We start from the raw sequence: 17,964 nt of genomic DNA, 5'->3' as shown, positions 1-17,964 counted from the left end.
CGGAGGCCGATCCGGGGGTCGGCTCGGGGGTCGGCTCGGGGGTCGCTTCGGCGGGGCTGCTGTTCACGGGTTCCGCCGTCTCCCCGTGCTCCGCGGTCTGGACTCGGTCCACCCCGTCAGTGTCGCAGGGCCTGCGCGATCTCCGCCTTCGGTTCGCCCGACAGCGTCCGATTGCTGCGGGCCGTACCGGTCTTGGACTTCCCGGGTTCCACTCCGTCGATGCTCAGGACGACCGAGTCGAGGAAGTTCCCGTCCGCGTCCCGGAAGGTGACCATGATCGTGTAGTCGGCGTTCGTGTCCTTCGGGTTGGTCGCCGTGATCTCGGCGACCGTCCGGTCCCCGTCGGTGCTCGTCGGTCCGGCCTTCACGTCGCCGGTGGCCTTCGCCCCGTCCTTGACCTCGTTCATCTTCTCCTCGGCGGCCGAGGCGACGGCCGCCGTGGCGGTGGAGACGATGTCGCCGGCCGTCTCCTTGACGGTGTCGCATCCGGTGACCGTGAGGGTGAGCGCGGTGGTGGCGGCCAGGGACAGGGCCGCTGCCGTGGTGCGTCTCATCGTCCGCCCCTCAGAACTTCTCTTCCCGGCCGTACGCCTCGTCCGTCGCGAGCGCCCAGATCACGAAGACCGAGATGGCCATCGAGAACAGCGCCCACCACGGCTGGTACGGCAGGAACAGGAACTGGAACAGGAGGTTGAGGGAGGCGAGCGCGATACCGGCGACCCGGCCCCACTCCGCTCCCTTGAGGATCCCGAAGCCGGCGATCGCGACCACGATGCCGAGGATCAGATGGATCCAGCCCCAGGTGGTGAGGTTGAACTTGAAGACGTAGTCGCCGACGCGGGTGTAGACGTCGTCCTCGGCGATGCCTGCGATGCCCTGGAAGACGTCCATGAACCCGGTGACGAGCATGAGGACGCCGGCGAAGAGCGTGCCGCCGCTCGCCCAGGCGGCTGTGGAGGACGTGGGCCTGCGGGGTGGTGCCGTGTTCTGGCTCATGGACCCATCGTCGGAGCGTTCGTACCGTCGCGAACGTTCAGCTGGGCCGTACGAGTGAGCGGAGGTAGTCCTCCAGTACGGCGTTGAACGCGTCGGGGCGCTCCAGGTTCGGCAGGTGCGCGGCCTCCTCGATCACGGCGAGCGTGGAGTGGGGGAGGAGCGCGTGCATCTCCTCCGCGTCGGCGACCGGGGTGTACGAGTCGTCCCTGCCGACCACGACGAGCGCGGGGACCGGCACCGTCGTCAGCGTCTTCCGGTAGTCCGGGCGCTCGGCCCTGCCTCGCAGCGCGGCCGCCGCGCCGGCCGGGTCGGTCGCGCACATCATGCGGTGCACGTGCGGGGCGGCGTGGGTGTTGTACGGGGCCACCATCCGGTCGAGGACCTCGTCTGCGTACCCGCGCATCGCCTGGGCGCCGCCCGCGACCAGCCGGTCGGCCATGGCGTTCCTGGCGGCCTTGCCCTCGTCGGTCTCGGCGGCGGGGAAGGTGTCGGCGAGGACGAGGCCCCGGACGCGCTCCGGGTGGCGGCGGTAGAGCTCCATGGCGATCTGGCCGCCCATGGAGAGCCCGGCGAGGACGCAGTCGTCGATCCCCAGGTCGTCCAGGAGGTCCCTGAGGTCCTCGGCGAAGACACCGAGGCCGGTGGCGTCGGGATGGGCGCCGAGCGGCGTGGCGCCGTAGCCGCGCAGGTCCGGGGCGATCACGCGGTGCGTGTGCGAGAAGTGGTCGAGCTGGGGCTGCCACATCGTGTGGTCGAAGGGGTGGCCGTGGACGAGGAGGAGGGCGGGGCCCTCGCCCCTGTCCGCGTAGTGGATCTCGGCGTTGGCGGTACGGGTGACGTCCATGTCCGCAGGCTAGGCAGCCGCAACTGCTCGGTGCAATAAGATCTTTGCTCTCGGTGCAATCGGTTCGGGGGCGGAGGGGTGGTGCGGCATGGAGGAGTACCGGAGGATCGCCGACCGGGTCGAGGCCGCCGTACGGGACGGGCGGCTGCGCCCCGGTGACCGGCTGCCGCCGCAGCGCGTCTTCGCCCGCCGGCACGCCATCGCGAACTCGACGGCCATCCGCGTGTACGGCGAGCTCGCCCGGCGCGGCCTCGTCGTCGGGGAGGTCGGGCGCGGCACCTTCGTCCGGGCCGCGCCCCCGCTCCCGGGGCCCGCGCTCGCCGAGGCGACCGGCGCCGCACCCGTCGACCTCCAGCTCAACTACCCCGTGGCCCAAGGGCAGTCGGAACTGATGGCCCGTGCCCTCGCGGCCCTCGCCCGGTCCGACGTGCTGGCCGAGGCCGTCTCCCGGCCGGCCGCCGCCACCGGCACCCCGGAGGCCCGTGACGCGGCGGCGACCGTGCTCGCCCGGCCCGGCTGGGCGCCCGACCCCGAGGGCGTGCTCTTCGCCGGGAACGGCCGGCAGGCCATCGCCGCCGCCCTCTCCGCCCTTGTTCCCCCGGGCGGCCGGCTGGCCGTCGAGGCCCTCACGTATCCCCTGGTCAAAGCGGTCGCCGAGACGCTCGGCATCCGGCTCGTGCCGCTCGCCCTGGACGAGGAGGGGGTACGGCCCGAGGCGCTCGCGGCGGCTCACCGGGCGGCGCCGCTGGCCGCCGTCTACCTCCAGCCCACCCTGCACAACCCGCTCTCCTCGACCGCGGGCGAGGGGCGCCGGGCCGAACTGGCCGAGCTGCTGCGGAATCTGGACCTGACGGCGGTCGAGGACACCACCTGGGCCTTCCTCGTGCCGGACGCGCCCGCGCCGCTCGCCGCGCACGCCCCCGAGCGGGTCCTCCTCGTCGACAGCCTCTCCAAGCGCCTCGCCCCCGGTCTGACCGTCGGCTATCTCGTCGTCCCCGGGCCGTTCCGGGCGGCGGTGGCCGACTCCCTGCGCTCCGGCGCCTGGACGGCGGGCGGGCTCGCCCTCGCGGCCGCCACCCGGTGGACCGCGGACGGGACGGTCGCCGAGGTGGTGGCGGCCAAGCGGGCGGACACGCGGGCGCGGCACGCCCTGGTCCGGCGCCGGCTCGCCGGGCAGGCCGTCCGGAGCTCGCCGTACGCGTACTACTGCTGGTGGGAGCTGCCCGCGCCCTGGCGGGCCGAGACCTTCGCGGCGGCGGCCGCCGCACGCGCGGGCGTGGCGGTCACCCCGGGCGGCGCCTTCGCGGTGGGGGGCCGGGACGGTACGGGGACGGCGCCGGACGCGATCCGGATCGGGCTCGCGTCCCCGCCGCGAGCGGTTCTCGACGAGGCGCTGGGGAGGCTGGCCGCGCTGGCGGCGGAGGTCTGAACAGGCCTCCTCCGAGGGCCTCGTTGCTTGCCCCCTCTATCCTGGACATGTATGGTCCAGGATATGAAGATGAGCGAGGGCGTGGAATGGGCGCTGCACAGCTGCCTGAACCTGGCCTGGATCGGGTCCGAGCGGGCGGTCACCGCCGCGCGTCTCGCGTCCTATCACGAGCTGCCCCCCGCCTATCTGAACAAGCAGCTCCAGGCGCTCGCCCGCGCCGGGATCGTCACCTCGGTCTCCGGACCCAAGGGGGGCTTCCGGCTGGCGCGCGCCCTCGACCGGATCACGCTGATGGACGTCGTCGCCGCCGTCGAAGGCCCTGACGAGGCCTTCCGCTGCACCGAGATCCGCCAGAAGGGACCCGGCGCGGGGGCTCCGGAGACGTACGCCGCGGAGTGCGCCATCGCCGGGGCCATGGGGCGGGCCGACCTGGCCTGGCGCCGGGAGCTCATGGCCCAGACCCTGGACGACGTCCGGGTGCGGGCCGAACTCCAGGCGCCGGCCGCGCCCGAACGGCTCCGCCGCTGGTTCGCCAACGTCTGACACGGCCGCCCTCCCGGGTGCGGGAGGGCTTCTGAAGGGGGTAATTCTGGATGTTAGATGTCCAGCTTGAGAAGGGGCGGGCAGACCAGGCGAAGGGCACGGCGCGAGGGGGGCCGCCCGCCGTCGCCGCCGTGACGCTCGGCGTCTTCACCGTCATGACCGCCGAACTGCTGCCGGTCGGACTGCTCACACCGGCCGCCGCCGACCTCGCCGTCTCCAAGGGCACCGCCGCCCTCATGGTGACCGTGCCCGGCCTCGTCGCGGCCCTCGCCGCGCCACTCGTCACCGTCCGCGCCGCCGGCGCCGACCGCCGGGCCCTCCTGGTCGCCCTCCTGCTCCTCGCCGCGGCCGCCAACCTCGTCTCGGCCCTCGCCGGACACCTCGCGGTCGTCCTCGCCGCCCGGGTCCTGCTCGGCATCGCCATCGGCGGCTTCTGGGCACTGGCCGGCGGCCTCGCCCCCCGGCTCGTGCCCGCGGGCGCCGTGGGACGGGCCACCGCCGTGATCTTCGGCGGCGTCTCCGCGGCCTTGGTCCTCGGCGTCCCCGCGGGCACCTTCCTCACCGAACGGGCCGGCTGGCGCTGGGCGTTCGCGGCCACCGGGGTACTCGCCCTGCTCGCGGCGGCCGCACTCCGGGCCCTGTTGCCACGCCTGCCGGGAAGGGGCGCGGGCGCGGGCGTCGACGCGGGCGCGGGGACGGACGTCGGCGGGGGTACGGGGACGGGCGCGGGCGCAGGGACCGGCACCGCCGCCGCCCGCTCGGGCCCGGCCACCCTCCTCGCCCTCCCCCGCCGCAACCGGCGCGTGCGGGCCGGGCTGCTGCTCACCCTCGCCCTCGTCACCGGGCACTTCCTCGCGTACTCCTTCGTCCGCCCGCTGCTCACCGACCACTCCGGGATCCCCGGCTCGCTCCTCGGCGCCCTGCTCCTCGGCTACGGCGTCGCGGGGGTCGCCGGGAACTTCCTCGCCGGCTCCCGGGCCGCCCGCTCCCCGGGCCGTGCGCTCGCGGTCATCGCCGCCGCGCTCGGCACCGTCCTCCTCGCCGGGTTCCTCCTCGGCGACTCGGCGGTCGCCGGCGCCGGGCTGCTGCTCCTCTGGGGCCTCGCCTACGGCGGGGTCTCGGTCGCGCTCCAGTCCTGGTTCATGGCCGCCGCCCCCGACGACGTCGAGACCGCCACCGGCCTCAACGTCAGCGTCTTCTGCCTCGCGATCGCGCTCGGCGCCCTCCTCGGCGGGCTCCTGGCCGACACGTACTCCCTCGACACGGTGCTCCTCGCGGGCGCCGCACTGACCCTGGCCGCGGCCCCCGTGGCCGTACTCTCCGGAAGGAACGATCACTCATGACCGCCCAGCCCGCCGCCGACCAGGCCCCCACCCCTGCGCGGACCGCTTCCGACCAGCGGGTCATCACCAACCCCGGCACCCTCCACGACCCTGCGCCCTTCGGCTACAGCCACGCCGTCTCCGCGCCCGGCGAGCTGGTCTTCATCGGCGGCCAGTACGCCTCCGACGCGTCCGGCGCGCCCGTCCCCGTCGACTTCGCCGCCCAGGTCGAGCTCTCGCTCGTCAACCTGAGGCTCGCCCTCGAAGGCGTCGGCCTCGGTCTGGAGCACGTCGTCCGCCTCGGCTCGTACGTCGTCGACCACGACATGGCCAAGCTGGAGGCTCTCGGCAAGGGCCTGCACGCCCACTTCGGCGAGCGGCTGCCGGCCCAGACCCTCAGCGGCGTCGCGGCGCTCGCCCTGCCCGGCATGCTCTTCGAGATCGACGCGGTCGCCGTACGCCCGGCCGCCTGACCCCGCCGCCCGGCCTCGCCGTCGGCGTCACCGCCTGACCCCGCCGCCCGGCCTCCGCCTGATCCACTTGCGGGGCGCCGGGCGCGGGTGTGCCCTTGAGGGTGCGGGAAGCAGCAGGGGGGCGAGAGACGAAGGAGCTCCTGCCATGGCCGCACACGCAGCGATACCCGTCCGGAAGCCGTTCAGCACGCACGGTCTGGCCACCCCGATCGTCATCGGTGTCCTGTACGGCCTCTACGCCGCGACCGTGGCCCGCCAGGGCGGCCCCACCACCCTGGGACAGCTGTGGCTCGGCCTGATCTCGGCTGTGGTCCTTGCCGCCGGGATCTACGTCCTCCGTCGCTACGGCCGCGACCTGCCCCGCGAGGCGAGGGCCGCCGCCTGGGCGTCCCTGACGGGCATCGCGGTCGGCTTCCTCTACAGCCTCTCGGGCGCCAGCGTCCTGTCGTCGAGCGGACTCGGACTGGCCTTCGCCGCGCTCAACGGCGCCGCCGCCTACTACCTCTTCTACACCCACGAGGACGCCGAGGGACGGCCCGCGCCGTACTGACGGGTCCCACCCCCGGCAGGACCCCTCCTCCCGCCGTCGCGGCGGCGCCGGTGGTAGGCGACCGCCACGGCGGCGAGCAGCACCGGCCAGGCCAGGAGCGGCGCGTAGCAGACGGCCAGCAGGGCGTCCTGTGCCGGTGTGGAGGGGATGGCGGGCCCCAGGTCCGCGTACGCCGCGTACGCGCCCCAGGCGGCGATCGCGCACAGCCCCGCCACCCCGGCCAGGGCCGCGCCGGTCGCGGCGGCCGGGTTCACCCGGCGCCCGCCGAGGAACGGCATCCAGCGCGGGAGGACCTCGCCCCAGGGACGGACCAGCCCCAGGGTGAGGAAGGCGAGCAGTTCGGACACCACGCTGAGGGAGACGACGTACACGGACTCCCCCACGCCCATGGCGTTCCACCCGGCGTCCCGGGTGACCGGAAGGCCGGCGACGAGCGCGAGCCGCCACAGCCCTGACGGGAGGGTGACGAGCGGAACGGCGTGGGCGGCGAGGACGGCCCAACGGGGCACGCCGGGAAGGGCCTTGGTACTCATCATGGGATCAGCGTCCCGCCGGACCCCGCCCCCGGCCGTCGCCCCGGAGACCGTTCCGCCTCCGCCGGGCGGGGGAGACGCGATCCTCCGGGAGACGGGGACCACGCCACGTGGTGGAAGACCTGCCTCCGCCGCCCTGGCGATCAGGCCGCGGCCGACGGAGACTGGGAGGAGCGCTCTCTTTCGCGCGCGTCTGCTCCGCGCCCTCTTCCCCTGGAGGATCCACGGCATGACCGACCTCGCCATCGAGACCGAGGGCCTGGTCAAGGTCTTCGGCAGCAACCGCGCCGTCGACGGCATCGACCTCCGCGTGCCCACCGGCACCGTGTACGGGGTCCTCGGGCCGAACGGCGCCGGCAAGACCACCGCCGTCAAGATGCTCGCCACCCTGCTCCGCCCCGACGGCGGCCGGGCCCGCGTCTTCGGCAAGGACGTCGTCAAGGACGCCGACACCGTGCGGGGCCGGGTGAGCCTCACCGGGCAGTACGCCTCCGTCGACGAGGACCTGACCGGCACCGAGAACCTCGTCCTGCTCGGCCGGCTGCTCGGCCACACCCGGCCCGCCGCCCGCGAGCGCGCCGCGCAGCTGCTCGCCGCGTTCGGGCTCGCGGACGCCGCCGACAAGCAGGTCAAGAACTACTCGGGCGGCATGCGGCGCCGCATCGACATCGCCGCGTCCATCCTCAACACCCCCGACCTGCTGTTCCTCGACGAGCCGACCACCGGCCTCGACCCGCGCAGCCGCAACCAGGTCTGGGACATCGTCCGCGCGGTGGTCGCCCAGGGCACCACCGTCCTGCTGACCACCCAGTACCTGGACGAGGCCGACCAGCTGGCCTCCCGGATCGCCGTCATCGACCACGGCAAGGTGATCGCCGAGGGGACGAAGGGCGAGCTGAAGGCCTCCGTCGGCTCCGGTTCCGTGCACGTACGCCTCCGCAACCCCGAGCAGCGGCCCGAGGCCCGGCAGGTCCTCGTGGACGCCCTGAACGCCACCGTCCAGCTGGACGCCGACCCGGTCGCGCTCACCGCCACCGTCAACGGCCACGGGACGGACCTCGGCGCCGCCGAACAGGCCGCGCGCGCACTGGCGGAGCTGGCGCGGGCCGGGATCACCGTCGACAACTTCGCGCTGGGCCAGCCCAGCCTCGACGAGGTCTTCCTGGCACTGACGGACAGGAAAGGAACGACGGCATGACCGTCACCACCGGCAAGGACACCCGGACGACCGACACGCTCGACTTCGTCGCCCCGAAGGCCGACGAACTCGCGGCGCTGCTCGTGGGCCACTCCCGCCCGCCGCGCCCCAGCGCGCTCTCCGCCTCGATGACCTTCGGCTGGCGGGCCATGCTGAAGATCAAGCACGTGCCGGAGCAGCTGTTCGACGTGACGGCGTTCCCGATCATGATGGTGCTGATGTACACGTACCTCTTCGGAGGTGCGCTGGCCGGCTCCGTCTCGTCGTACATCCAGTTCCTGCTGCCCGGCATCCTCGTGATGAGCGTCGTGATGATCACGATGTACACGGGGGTCTCGGTCAACACCGACATCGAGAAGGGCGTCTTCGACCGCTTCCGCACCCTGCCGATCTGGCGGCCCGCGCCGATGGTCGGCTATCTCCTCGGCGACGTCGTCCGCTATCTGATCGCCTCGGCCGTGATGCTGACCGTCGGCATGCTCATCGGCTACCGGCCGGACGGCGGGGTCGTGGGCGTGCTGCTCGGGGTCGCGCTGCTCGTCGTCTTCTCGTTCGCGTTCTCGTGGATCTGGACCATGTTCGGTCTGCTGCTGCGCAGCGAGAAGTCCGTCATGGGCGTCTCGATGATGGTGATCTTCCCGCTGACGTTCCTGTCGAACGTCTTCGTCGACCCGAAGACGATGCCGGGCTGGCTCCAGGCGTTCGTCAACAACAGCCCGGTGACCCACCTGGCGACGGCGGTACGCGAACTGATGGCGGGCGACTGGCCGGCCGCCGACATCGCCTGGTCGCTCGGGTGGTCGGCGGTGCTCGTGCTGGTCTTCGGAGCGATCACCATGCGGCTCTACAACCGCAAGTGACGGACGGCTACTTCCCGCGCGGGGTGGTCTGCTGGACCGCCCAGCGGTTGCCGTCCGGGTCGGCGAAGAAGACGAACGAACCCCACGGCATGTCGGCGATCTCGCTGACCGTGATCCCGCGCGCGGTGAGGTCGCGGTGCGCCTCCTCGATGTCCGCGACGACGACCTGCATGTTGTCCAGGGAGCCCGGGGCCATCTCCGTGACGCCCTTGCCGAAGGCGATCGAGCAGGCCGAGCCCGGCGGGGTCATCTGCACGAAGCGGATGTCGTCGCTGACCGGGATGTCGTGGTCGGCGTGGAAGCCGACCTGCTCGTAGAAGGCCTTGGCCAGGTCGATGTCGGTGACGGGCACGCCGATCAGTTCCAGCTTGATGTCCATGAGGGCATCATGCGTCGGGCGGCGGCCCGGCGCGCGGCGTGCTCCGCCGCGCGGTCGACCTTCCCCCGCGGGGAAGGCCCAGCATCGGGCGTGCCGGGCGGAGGACCCGGTACAGGGAGGAGAATCGAGCCGTGCGCGACGAAGAGCCCATGCCCGCGCCCGTGGCCGGGCCGATGCTGACCATCGGGGACTTCGCGCGCGCTTCGCGGCTCTCCGCCAGGGCGCTGCGCCGCTACGACGAGCTCGGCCTGCTGCCGCCCGCCCGCGTCGACCCGTTCACCGGCTACCGCTACTACGCCGTGGAACAGCTCGAACGGGCCCGGCTGATCTCCTGGCTGCGGCGGATCGGCATGCCGCTCGCCGAGGTGGGACGGGTCTGCGCGCTGTACGCCTCGGACGCGTCGGGCGCGGCCCGTGCGATCCGCGGCTACTGGGCGCGGGTCGAGTCGGAGACCGCGGCGCGGCGGGATCTGGCGGCCTCCCTGATGGACCGGCTGAAGGGACCCACCGACGTGACGGATGAGATGACGGGCGAGACGAGCGACGAGACGGCTGACGGGGTGAGCGACGGGACGGCCGACGGGGTGACCGACGGGGTGACCGACGGGACGGCCGACGGGGTGACCGACGGGGTGACCGACGGGACGGCCGACGGGGTGAGCGCCGCGCGCGCCGGGGCACGCGGCGGGGCGGTCACCGGGACGACCGGCCGGCCCGCTTTCGTCCTGCGGACCGCCGTACGGCTCGACCGCGGTCTCGTCCGCGCCGTCCAGCAGGACGCGGCCCACGCGGGCCCGCACCTCCTGGCCGTCGCCGACGGGTACGGCCCCGAGGGCGAGCGGGCCGCGCTGGCCGCGGTCGGAGCGCTGGAGGCCGTACCGCCACCGGCCCCCTCGGCGCGTGCCGGGGACGTGCTCAACGACCTGGAGGACGCGGTGCGCACGGCCGACGGCGCGGTCTCCGGCCTCGCCGAGTCGGGCACGACCCTGACCGCGGCCGTGTGGACGGGCGGCCGCCTGGCCCTCGCGCACGTGGGCGACTCGCGGGCCTACCTGCTGCGGGACGGCGCGTTCGTCCGCCTCACCCGTGACCACACCGTCGTCCAGGCCCTCGTCGACGCGGGCGAACTGGACCCGGCCGAGGCGGCGGACCGCCCCGACCGGGCGCTGCTCCTGAAGGCCCTGGACGGCGGGGACGTGCCGCCCGACCCGGAGCTCGGAGTGCACGAGACACGGCCGGGCGACCGCTATCTGCTGTGCACGGACGGGCTTTCGGCGGTCGCGGCGGCCGACGACATCCGTCGCGCGCTCGCCGCGGGCGTCGGCCCGGACGAGGCGGCGGAGGCGCTGGTGGCACTGGCGCGGGAGCTGGGCGGCCCGGACAACGTGGCATGCGTGGTGGCGGACGTGGTGCCCGCCTGAGGAGGGCCTGTCAGTCCGCCGTGCCCCGGACGACCACCACCGGGCACGGGGCGTGCTGGGTCACCCTGCTGGAGACGGAGCCCAGGACCGCCGCCTTGAAGCCGGTGTGGCCGCGGTCGCCGACGACCAGCAGGGACGCGCCCTCGGCCTGGTCGATCAGGGCCTGGGCCGGGTTGCCGCTGACGACCGTACGGGTCACGCCGGCGGCGACGGCCGGGTCGAGCGCCTTGGCCAGGGACTCGTCCAGGGACTGCTCGGCGAGCAGCTGGGGGTCGAAGTCCGGCGGTACCCCGGGCGCCGTCGACCAGGACGCCGGGTACTCCCATCCGATGACCGCCTGGAGGGAGTCCCCGGTGAGGGCGGCCTGCCCGGCCGCCCACCGCAGCGCTTTCAAAGACGGTTCCGAGCCGTCCACGCCCACCACGATCCTGCCGGCCATCGCCGATCTCCGTTCGTTGTCGGGAACCCTCTCCCACAACGTAACAAAAGGATCAATCCAGGCGCAGATCGGCCAACTGCTTCTCGAACGGGACGACCTCGTCGTCGTCGAGCCGCCGGGACGGCCGGGTCGCGACCGTGTCGGCGAACTCGTTCCCCGCCCGGGTGATCCGGGTGGGCAGTCCCTCCCCCCATCCCGTCGGGGAGGCCTCGTCGCCGCCGGTGCCCCAGTCCTCCGACGCCGCGTAGACGGCGGTCGGGACGACGAGGGCCCGCAGATAGGCGAAGAGCGGCCGCAGGGCGTGGTCGAGGACGAGCGAGTGCCGGGCGGTGCCGCCGGTCGCCCCGATGAGGACCGGGGTGCCGGTCAGCGCGGCCGGGTCGACCAGGTCGAAGAACGACTTGAACAGGCCGCTGTACGAGGCGGTGAAGACGGGGGTCACCGCGATGACCCCGTCGGCTCCGGTGACCGCGTCGAGCGCGTCCTGGAGCCGCCCGGAGGGGAAGCCGGTCACGAAGTTGTTCGCGATGTCCACGGCCAGGTCGCGCAGTTCGACGACCTGGACGTCGACGGCGTACTCCTGCTCGGCGAGCCGGTACCGCGCGGCCTGCAGGAGCCGGTCGGTGAGCAGCCGGGTGGAGGAGGGGGAGCTGAGGCCGGCGGAGACGGCGACCAGCTTCAGGGTCTGCATGGCTTACGACTCCTTCTCGGTACGGGCCTTGAGGACGGCGGGGTGGAGCGGCGCCGTGTCCGGGACTCCGGCCGGGCGCAGGTTGGCGAACTCCTTGCGGAGCACCGGCACGACCTCCTCGCCGAGGATGTCGAGCTGCTCCAGGACCGTCTTGAGCGGCAGTCCGGCGTGGTCGACCAGGAACAGCTGGCGCTGGTAGTCGCCCACGTAGTCGCGGAAGGACAGGGTGCGCTCGATGACCTCCTGCGGCGAGCCGACGGTCAGCGGGGTCTCCCGGGAGAACTCCTCCAGGGAGGGGCCGTGGCCGTAGACCGGGGCGTTGTCGAAGTACGGGCGGAACTCCCGTACCGCGTCCTGCGAGTTCTTGCGCATGAAGACCTGGCCGCCGAGGCCGACGATCGCCTGCTCGGGGGTGCCGTGGCCGTAGTGGGCGTACCGCTGGCGGTAGAGGCGGACCATCTTCTCGGTGTGCTGCTTGGGCCAGAAGATGTGGTTCGCGAAGAACCCGTCGCCGTAGTAGGCCGCCTGTTCTGCGATCTCGGGGGAGCGGATGGAGCCGTGCCAGACGAACGGCGGGACGCCGTCGAGCGGGCGCGGGGTGGAGGTGAAGCCCTGGAGGGCGCTGCGGAACTTGCCCTCCCAGTCGACCACGTCCTCCCTCCACAGCTTGTGGAGGAGCGCGTAGTGCTCGATGGCGAGCGGGATGCCCTGCCGGATGTCCTGGCCGAACCACGGGTAGACGGGGCCCGTGTTGCCGCGGCCCATCATCAGGTCCACGCGGCCGTCGGCGAGGTGCTGGAGGGTCGCGTAGTCCTCGGCGATCTTCACCGGGTCGTTGGTGGTGATCAGCGTGGTGGAGGTGGAGAGGACCAGGTTCTCCGTGCGGGCGGCTATGTGCCCGAGGAGGGTGGTGGGGGAGGAGGGCACGAACGGCGGGTTGTGGTGTTCACCGGTCGCGAAGACGTCGAGCCCGACCTCCTCGGCCTTGAGCGCGATGGCGACGGTGTTCTTGATCCGCTCGTGCTCGGTGGGGGTGCGGCCGGTGGTGGGGTCGGTCGTCACGTCGCCGACGGTGAAGATCCCGAACTGCATCGTGCTCACCTCTCGCGTTCCTGGTGCCTCGCGGCTAGTGGTTGAAGCTTAAACTATCCCGCTCAACGGTGCCACCCCTCCGTGTATTCCGGCCCGCACTCTGGACCGCATGACCGACCTGACCGACCTGGAGCGCTGGAAGGAGCGGGGAGTGATGCTCCGCGTCTTCGTCTACGTCTTCGCGACGCACGCGTTCGCCGGCTTCGTCTGGATCCTGTTCTACGTCGGGCAGAACGCCCAGAAGTAGGCGCCGCCCGAGAGCCCGCGCGGGCGGCCGGGCGACGTCCCCGGCGAAGGCCCGAGTGGGGCCCGCCACGTACCGCCGGAAAGCGGCCCTCACGTAAAGTCGCGCAGGTGAACGGTGCGATAGCGGTCGTCGGAATCGGCGCGGACGGCTGGGACGGGCTCCCCGAGAACTCCCGCCGTGTCCTGCGGACCGCCGAGGTCCTGATCGGCGCCCCCCGCCAGCTCGACCTCCTCCCCGGCGGCGACTGCCCCGGCGAACGCGTCACCTGGCCCTCCCCGCTCCGCCCCGCCGTCCCCGGACTGCTCGCCGCCCACGCGGGCCGCGCGATCGCCGTCCTCGCCAGCGGCGACCCCTCCTTCTACGGCATCGGCCGCACCCTCGCCGATACCGTCGGCGCCGACCGGCTCCGGATCCACCCGCACCCGTCCTCCGTCTCGTACGCCGCCGCCCGCCTCGGCTGGCCCCTGGAAGCCGTCGAGACCGTCTCGCTCGTCGCCCGCCCCCTCGGCGCGCTGTCCGCCGCGCTCCACCCCGGGCGCCGGCTCCTCGTCCTCGGCGAGGGCCCCGAGACGCCCGCACGGGTCGCGGCGCTGCTCCGGGAGACCGGCTGGGGCGGCACCCGGATCCGGGTCCTGGAGCAGCTCGGCGGGGACCGCGAGCAGGTCCTCGACGGCACCGCCGCCGACTGGCCGTACGAGCGGACCGACGCGCTCCACGTCCTCGCCCTCGACTGCGCCCGGGACCCGGACACGCTCCGGCTCGGCGCGGTGCCGGGTCTGCCGGACGAGGCGTACGAACACGACGGCCAGCTCACCAAGCGGTACGTCCGCGCCGCCACGCTCGCCGCCCTCGCGCCCGCGCCCGGCGAACTGCTCTGGGACATCGGCGGCGGCTCCGGCTCCATCGGCATCGAATGGATGCGGGCCCACCGCTCCTGCCGGGCGCTCGCGGTCGAGAAGTCGGAGGAACGGGCGGCGCGGATCACGCGGAACGCCGACCGCCTCGGCGTGCCCGCCCTGCGGGTGGTGACGGCCGCCGCCCCGCTGGGCCTCGCCGGTCTCCCGACCCCCGACGCGATCTTCATCGGCGGCGGCCTCACCGCCCCCGGCCTCCTCGACGCCTGCTGGGACGCGCTGCCCGCCGGCGGCAGGCTCGTCGCGAACACCGTGACGCTGGAGTCCGAGGCGCTGCTCGCCGACCGCTACCGCCGCCACGGCGGCGAACTGGTCCGGCTCGCCGTGGCCGCCGCCGTCCCCGTCGGCGGCTTCACCGGCTGGCGCCAGGCGATGCCGGTCACGCAGTGGTCCGTAACGAAAGGTTCTGAAGAGCGATGACCGTCTACTTCATCGGCGCGGGTCCCGGCGCGGCCGACCTGATCACCGTGCGCGGCGCGCGGACGCTCGCGGCGTGCGGGGTCTGCCTGTACGCGGGCTCCCTCGTCCCGACCGAGCTGCTCGCCGAGTGCCCCCCGCAGGCGCGGCTCCTCGACACGGCGCGGATGGACCTGGACCAGATCGTCGCCGAGATCACCGCGGCCCACGAGGCCGGCCAGGACGTGGCCCGGCTGCACTCGGGCGACCCGTCGGTGTTCAGCGCGATGGCCGAGCAGATGCGACGCCTGGACGCGGCGGGCATCCCCTACGAGGTCGTCCCCGGCGTCCCGGCCTTCGCCGCCGCCGCTGCCGCGCTGAAGCGGGAGCTCACGGTCCCGACGGTCGGCCAGACGGTGATCCTCACCCGTATCGCGCAGCAGGCCACGCCGATGCCCGAGGGCGAGGACCTGGCGACCCTGGGCCGCAGCGGCGCGCTGCTCGTCCTGCACCTGGCCGCGCGGTACGTGGACCGGGTCGTCGCCGAACTCGTCCCCCACTACGGCCAGGACTGCCCCGCGGCGGTCGTGGCGATGGCCAGCCGCCCCGACGAGATCGTGCTGCGGGGCACCCTGGAGGACATCGCGGCCCAGCTGAAGGAGGCCGGCATCACGAAGACGGCCGTCATCCTGGTCGGCCGCACGCTGGCGGCCTCGGAATTCCGCGACAGCCACCTGTACGACCCGGCCCGCGACCGCCACACCTGCTGACGGCGGCGGTGCGGGAACGCGCCGGGGCCCCGGGGAGTCCGATCCCCGGGGCCCCGGCGCGTGGACGGCGTCAGGCGTTGGGCCGCTTGCCGTGGTTCGCGTTCTTCTTCTTGCGGGCGCGCCTCTTGTTGCCTCGCTTGGCCATGGGACTCCCTCTCGCTCGGGGGATATGCCCTCGCCAGCCTAGGTTCGGGACCCAGGGGCCGCATGTCGGCCTTCGGCGCCGGTGCGGTCTCATGGAGGCGTGACTGTCTACGACGTGGCCCGGGCGCTGCCGGGCATCGAGGAACTGCGCGACCACAGCCGGGGGCTCGCGATGGTGGAGGCCGTGCTGAGCCCGGAGTGGGAGAGCCGGTACTACTCCTTCGACGCGCACTGGTCGGAGACCGAGCAGCTGGCGTCGATGAAGGACGGCCAGGGTGGCGAGTACACGATCGTCCTGTCCGCGGCGGGGGCCTTCGCGCGGGGCTTCGACCACGAGTCGCCGATGAGCCCGTTCGGGGCCGTCGCGGACGGGGGGACGTGGCCCGGCGTGCTCGACGGAGTCCCCGAAACGTTCCGGGAGTATCTGACGGAGCCCGCGTTCACGGACGAGGACGGGGTCCACGTGACCACCGCCTGCCTGTGGCGCGAGACCGCCGACACGGCCTGGCACACGGGCCCGGTCGAGTTCACGGACCTGGAGGACCACGAGGACCCGGACGGCGCCGGCGGCCTTTTCCACCATCTGACGGACCGCTCGGCGGAGGCGTACGCGGAGTGGGCCTCGGACTACTACGAGCGGTCGGTCGACCTCGACGCGGTCCGGCACGTCCTCGCCCTGCGCCCGCTGACGGCGGAGGTCGTCGCCGCCCTCAATCCCGAGGTGACGCTCGCGGACCTGGCGGAGGACGTACGGGAGATCGGCTACCCGACGGCCTGACGCCGGTCACCGACCAGTCCCGCCGCCGGCGGTCGGCTACGCGCCGACCAGTCCTGCCGCCGGCGGTCGGTTACGCGCCGCCCGGTCCCGCCACCGCCGACCGTCCCACCACCGTCCCGGCCCGGTCGATGCAGATCACGTCCACCGCCACCGGGGCGCCCCGCAGCACCGCCAGGGCCTCGTCGCGGGCCCGGGCGGCCACCAGGTCGCCCAGCGGAACGTGCGCGGCCTCGCAGAGGCGGAGGGCCGCCAGGCCCGTGTTCGCCCCGGCGATCTCCGCCGCGAGGGACTCCGGCGCGCCGCCCGTCCGGGCCAGCTCCGCCAGGAAGCCCTTGTCGACCTGGGAGCGGGCCGAGTGGAGGTCCAGATGGCCGGCGGCCAGCTTGGAGAGCTTCGCGAAGCCGCCGCAGATCGTGAGGCGGTCGACGGGGTGGCGGCGGACGTACTTCAGGACCGCACCCGCGAAGTCGCCCATGTCGAGGAGCGCGATCTCCGGCAGGTCGTAGAGCGCGGCGACGGTCCGCTCCGACGTCGAGCCCGTGCAGCCCGCCACGTGCGTCAGACCGCCCGCGCGGGCCACGTCCACGCCCCGGCGGATCGAGTCGATCCACGCCGAGCACGAGTACGGGACCACGATCCCCGTCGTGCCGAGGATCGACAGGCCGCCCAGGATGCCGATCCGGGGGTTCCAGGTGGAGCGGGCGATCTCGGCGCCGTCGTCGACGGAGACCGTGATCTCGACGTCGCCGCTCCCGCCGTGCCGGGCCGCGACCTCGGCCACGTGCTCCCGCATCGACTGCCGCGGCACCGGGTTGATCGCCGGCTCGCCGACCTCCAGGGGCAGGCCGGGCAGGGTGACCGTGCCGACGCCCTCACCGGCCCGGAAGACGACGCCCGAGCCGGCCGGCAGGAGCCGTACCGTCGAGCGGATCACGGCGCCGTGCGTGACGTCCGGGTCGTCGCCCGCGTCCTTGGTCACGGCGGCCATGGCCGTACCGGCGCCGGCGTCGAGGGACTCCGCCGTGAGCGCGAACGACGGCGTCTGGCCCTTGGGCAGCGTGATGGTCACCGGGTCGGGGAAGTCGCCGGTCAGGAGCGCGGTGTACGCGGCGGTCGTCGCCGCCGTCGCGCACGCACCCGTCGTCCAGCCCGGGCGCAGACCCGTGTGCTTGAGTTGGGCCTCACGCCCGCCGCCTGAAGTCACGAAGAGGCTCCTGTGCACATACTCATTCTCGGGGGGACCACCGAGGCCCGCGCCCTCGCGGGCCTGCTGCACGCCGAGGCCCGGGTCACCAGCTCCCTCGCGGGGCGGGTGACGAGCCCCCGGCTGCCCGAGGGCGAGGTGCGGATCGGCGGGTTCGGCGGCGTCGACGGGCTCGTGGAGTGGATCGGCGGGAACGCGGTGGACGCGGTCATCGACGCCACGCATCCCTTCGCCGAGCGGATCAGCTTCCACGCGGCCCGGGCGGCCGCCACCGCCCATGTTCCCCTGCTGGCGCTGCGCCGCCCCGGCTGGGTCCCGGCGGAGGGCGACGACTGGCGCTCCGTGGCGTCCCTCGAGGCGGCGGCCGGGGCCCTCGACGGCCTCGGCGACCGCGTCTTCCTGACGACCGGCCGGATGGGCCTCGCGGCCTTCGCGGACCGTCCGGAGTGGTTCCTGGTCCGCTCGGTGGACTCCCCGGAGGCCCCGATGCCGGCCCGCACGGAGATCCTCCTCGACCGGGGGCCGTTCACCCTGGACGGCGAACGGGAGATCCTGGCCCGCCACCGGATCGACGTCCTGGTGACGAAGGACAGCGGCGGCGCGGCGACCGCCCCGAAACTGACCGCGGCCCGCGAGGCGGGCGTCCCGGTCGTCGTGGTCCGCCGCCCTCCGGCCCCGGAGGGCGTACCGGTGGCGGCGACCCCCGAGGAGGCCGCCGCCTGGGTACGGGCGACGTGAGGC

23 protein-coding genes are annotated in these 17,964 nt (G+C 73.8%); 13 read left to right on the top strand and 10 right to left on the bottom strand.

Annotation, left to right across the window (positions count from 1 at the left end; genetic code table 11):
- Positions 1–116: 116 nt before the first annotated feature.
- The 3 genes from ACIP84_RS12190 to ACIP84_RS12180 are packed head-to-tail and all read right to left on the bottom strand — an operon-like array spanning position 117 to position 1,840.
- Entirely contained in the window at positions 117–554 is a 438-nt protein-coding gene (locus ACIP84_RS12190) for a hypothetical protein (RefSeq protein WP_355956967.1), read from the bottom strand.
- Between the two features lie 10 nt (positions 555–564).
- Positions 565–996 carry a hypothetical protein gene (locus ACIP84_RS12185; RefSeq protein WP_355956965.1) on the bottom strand — a complete coding sequence of 144 codons (432 nt, stop codon included), beginning with the start codon at positions 994–996 and terminating at the stop codon, positions 565–567.
- Positions 997–1,033: 37 nt separating this feature from the next.
- Positions 1,034–1,840 carry an alpha/beta fold hydrolase gene (locus tag ACIP84_RS12180; protein WP_401797636.1) on the bottom strand — a complete coding sequence of 269 codons (807 nt, stop codon included), beginning with the start codon at positions 1,838–1,840 and terminating at the stop codon, positions 1,034–1,036.
- Between the two features lie 88 nt (positions 1,841–1,928).
- Here ACIP84_RS12180 and ACIP84_RS12175 point away from each other — a divergent pair, with 88 nt between their 5' ends.
- The 5 genes from ACIP84_RS12175 to ACIP84_RS12155 all read left to right on the top strand — a co-directional run bounded on the left by ACIP84_RS12175 (position 1,929) and on the right by ACIP84_RS12155 (position 6,157).
- Positions 1,929–3,269, top strand: coding sequence for a PLP-dependent aminotransferase family protein (locus tag ACIP84_RS12175; protein WP_401797633.1), 1,341 nt, complete (start codon positions 1,929–1,931; stop codon positions 3,267–3,269).
- A 69-nt stretch (positions 3,270–3,338) separates the two neighbouring features.
- Positions 3,339–3,812 (top strand): Rrf2 family transcriptional regulator, encoded by a 474-nt coding sequence (locus ACIP84_RS12170; protein WP_355957318.1) that lies wholly within the window; start codon positions 3,339–3,341, stop codon positions 3,810–3,812.
- Between the two features lie 50 nt (positions 3,813–3,862).
- Complete coding sequence (locus ACIP84_RS12165) at positions 3,863–5,155, top strand: MFS transporter (protein WP_401797630.1); 1,293 nt, start codon at positions 3,863–3,865, stop codon at positions 5,153–5,155.
- The gene (locus ACIP84_RS12160; protein WP_401797627.1) at positions 5,152–5,607 is read left to right on the top strand and encodes a RidA family protein; all 456 of its coding nucleotides are present in this window, start codon (positions 5,152–5,154) and stop codon (positions 5,605–5,607) included. The genes ACIP84_RS12165 and ACIP84_RS12160 overlap by 4 nt, the downstream gene beginning before the upstream one ends.
- 145 nt (positions 5,608–5,752) lie before the next feature.
- Positions 5,753–6,157: a hypothetical protein gene (locus tag ACIP84_RS12155; protein ID WP_355956950.1), complete on the top strand. Its 405-nt coding sequence runs from the start codon at positions 5,753–5,755 to the stop codon at positions 6,155–6,157.
- Here ACIP84_RS12155 and ACIP84_RS12150 read toward each other — a convergent pair.
- Positions 6,115–6,693, bottom strand: coding sequence for a hypothetical protein (locus tag ACIP84_RS12150; protein WP_401797623.1), 579 nt, complete (start codon positions 6,691–6,693; stop codon positions 6,115–6,117). The two genes, ACIP84_RS12155 and ACIP84_RS12150, sit on opposite strands and share 43 nt — an antisense overlap.
- A gap of 226 nt (positions 6,694–6,919) precedes the next feature.
- On the opposite strand from ACIP84_RS12150, the gene ACIP84_RS12145 reads away from it, so the two are divergent.
- Both ACIP84_RS12145 and ACIP84_RS12140 read left to right on the top strand, forming a co-directional pair.
- On the top strand, positions 6,920–7,888 hold the full coding sequence (locus tag ACIP84_RS12145; protein ID WP_401797620.1) for an ATP-binding cassette domain-containing protein: 969 nt from the start codon (positions 6,920–6,922) through the stop codon (positions 7,886–7,888).
- Positions 7,885–8,748: an ABC transporter permease gene (locus ACIP84_RS12140; RefSeq protein WP_355956943.1), complete on the top strand. Its 864-nt coding sequence runs from the start codon at positions 7,885–7,887 to the stop codon at positions 8,746–8,748. The genes ACIP84_RS12145 and ACIP84_RS12140 overlap by 4 nt, the downstream gene beginning before the upstream one ends.
- 7 nt (positions 8,749–8,755) lie before the next feature.
- Here the strand turns inward: ACIP84_RS12140 and ACIP84_RS12135 are convergent, their stop codons facing one another.
- Positions 8,756–9,127 (bottom strand): VOC family protein, encoded by a 372-nt coding sequence (locus ACIP84_RS12135; RefSeq protein WP_355956941.1) that lies wholly within the window; start codon positions 9,125–9,127, stop codon positions 8,756–8,758.
- 173 nt (positions 9,128–9,300) lie between these two features.
- On the opposite strand from ACIP84_RS12135, the gene ACIP84_RS12130 reads away from it, so the two are divergent.
- A complete protein-coding gene (locus ACIP84_RS12130) occupies positions 9,301–10,548 on the top strand; it encodes a MerR family transcriptional regulator (protein WP_401797976.1) in 1,248 nt (415 codons plus the stop codon).
- Positions 10,549–10,558: 10 nt separating this feature from the next.
- Here ACIP84_RS12130 and ACIP84_RS12125 read toward each other — a convergent pair whose 3' ends face one another.
- The 3 genes from ACIP84_RS12125 to ACIP84_RS12115 are packed head-to-tail and all read right to left on the bottom strand — an operon-like array spanning position 10,559 to position 12,770.
- Positions 10,559–10,987, bottom strand: coding sequence for a universal stress protein (locus tag ACIP84_RS12125; protein WP_401797616.1), 429 nt, complete (start codon positions 10,985–10,987; stop codon positions 10,559–10,561).
- A gap of 52 nt (positions 10,988–11,039) precedes the next feature.
- Entirely contained in the window at positions 11,040–11,678 is a 639-nt protein-coding gene (locus ACIP84_RS12120; RefSeq protein ID WP_355956936.1) for an FMN reductase, read from the bottom strand.
- A gap of 3 nt (positions 11,679–11,681) precedes the next feature.
- A complete protein-coding gene (locus ACIP84_RS12115; RefSeq protein ID WP_355957314.1) occupies positions 11,682–12,770 on the bottom strand; it encodes an LLM class flavin-dependent oxidoreductase in 1,089 nt (362 codons plus the stop codon).
- A 109-nt stretch (positions 12,771–12,879) separates the two neighbouring features.
- Here ACIP84_RS12115 and ACIP84_RS12110 point away from each other — a divergent pair, with 109 nt between their 5' ends.
- From ACIP84_RS12110 to cobM, 3 genes are all read left to right on the top strand, one after another.
- The gene (locus tag ACIP84_RS12110) at positions 12,880–13,017 is read left to right on the top strand and encodes a DUF6126 family protein (RefSeq protein WP_355956934.1); all 138 of its coding nucleotides are present in this window, start codon (positions 12,880–12,882) and stop codon (positions 13,015–13,017) included.
- Positions 13,018–13,124: 107 nt separating this feature from the next.
- Positions 13,125–14,351: a precorrin-6y C5,15-methyltransferase (decarboxylating) subunit CbiE gene (gene cbiE, locus ACIP84_RS12105; RefSeq protein WP_401797612.1), complete on the top strand. Its 1,227-nt coding sequence runs from the start codon at positions 13,125–13,127 to the stop codon at positions 14,349–14,351.
- Complete coding sequence (gene cobM / locus ACIP84_RS12100; protein ID WP_401797609.1) at positions 14,348–15,097, top strand: precorrin-4 C(11)-methyltransferase; 750 nt, start codon at positions 14,348–14,350, stop codon at positions 15,095–15,097. Before cbiE ends, cobM begins: the two co-directional genes overlap by 4 nt.
- A gap of 70 nt (positions 15,098–15,167) precedes the next feature.
- On the opposite strand, the gene ACIP84_RS12095 is transcribed toward cobM, so the two are convergent.
- A complete protein-coding gene (locus tag ACIP84_RS12095) occupies positions 15,168–15,242 on the bottom strand; it encodes a 50S ribosomal protein bL37 (RefSeq protein WP_015034725.1) in 75 nt (24 codons plus the stop codon).
- 99 nt (positions 15,243–15,341) lie between these two features.
- On the opposite strand from ACIP84_RS12095, the gene ACIP84_RS12090 reads away from it, so the two are divergent.
- Positions 15,342–16,019: a hypothetical protein gene (locus ACIP84_RS12090; protein WP_401797607.1), complete on the top strand. Its 678-nt coding sequence runs from the start codon at positions 15,342–15,344 to the stop codon at positions 16,017–16,019.
- A 70-nt stretch (positions 16,020–16,089) separates the two neighbouring features.
- Here the strand turns inward: ACIP84_RS12090 and ACIP84_RS12085 are convergent, their stop codons facing one another.
- Positions 16,090–17,223 (bottom strand): cobalt-precorrin-5B (C(1))-methyltransferase, encoded by a 1,134-nt coding sequence (locus ACIP84_RS12085; RefSeq protein ID WP_401797604.1) that lies wholly within the window; start codon positions 17,221–17,223, stop codon positions 16,090–16,092.
- Positions 17,224–17,235: 12 nt separating this feature from the next.
- Between ACIP84_RS12085 and ACIP84_RS12080 the strand changes: the two genes are divergently transcribed.
- Positions 17,236–17,961, top strand: coding sequence for a cobalt-precorrin-6A reductase (locus tag ACIP84_RS12080; RefSeq protein WP_401797601.1), 726 nt, complete (start codon positions 17,236–17,238; stop codon positions 17,959–17,961).
- The last annotated feature ends 3 nt before the right edge of the window (positions 17,962–17,964 follow it).

The sequence above is a fragment of the Streptomyces sp. NPDC088707 genome, from assembly GCF_044752725.1.
Taxonomy (GTDB): domain Bacteria; phylum Actinomycetota; class Actinomycetes; order Streptomycetales; family Streptomycetaceae; genus Streptomyces.
The sequence above is the reverse complement of the archived record's forward strand: the minus strand, read 5'-3'. Positions and strand labels throughout refer to the sequence as shown.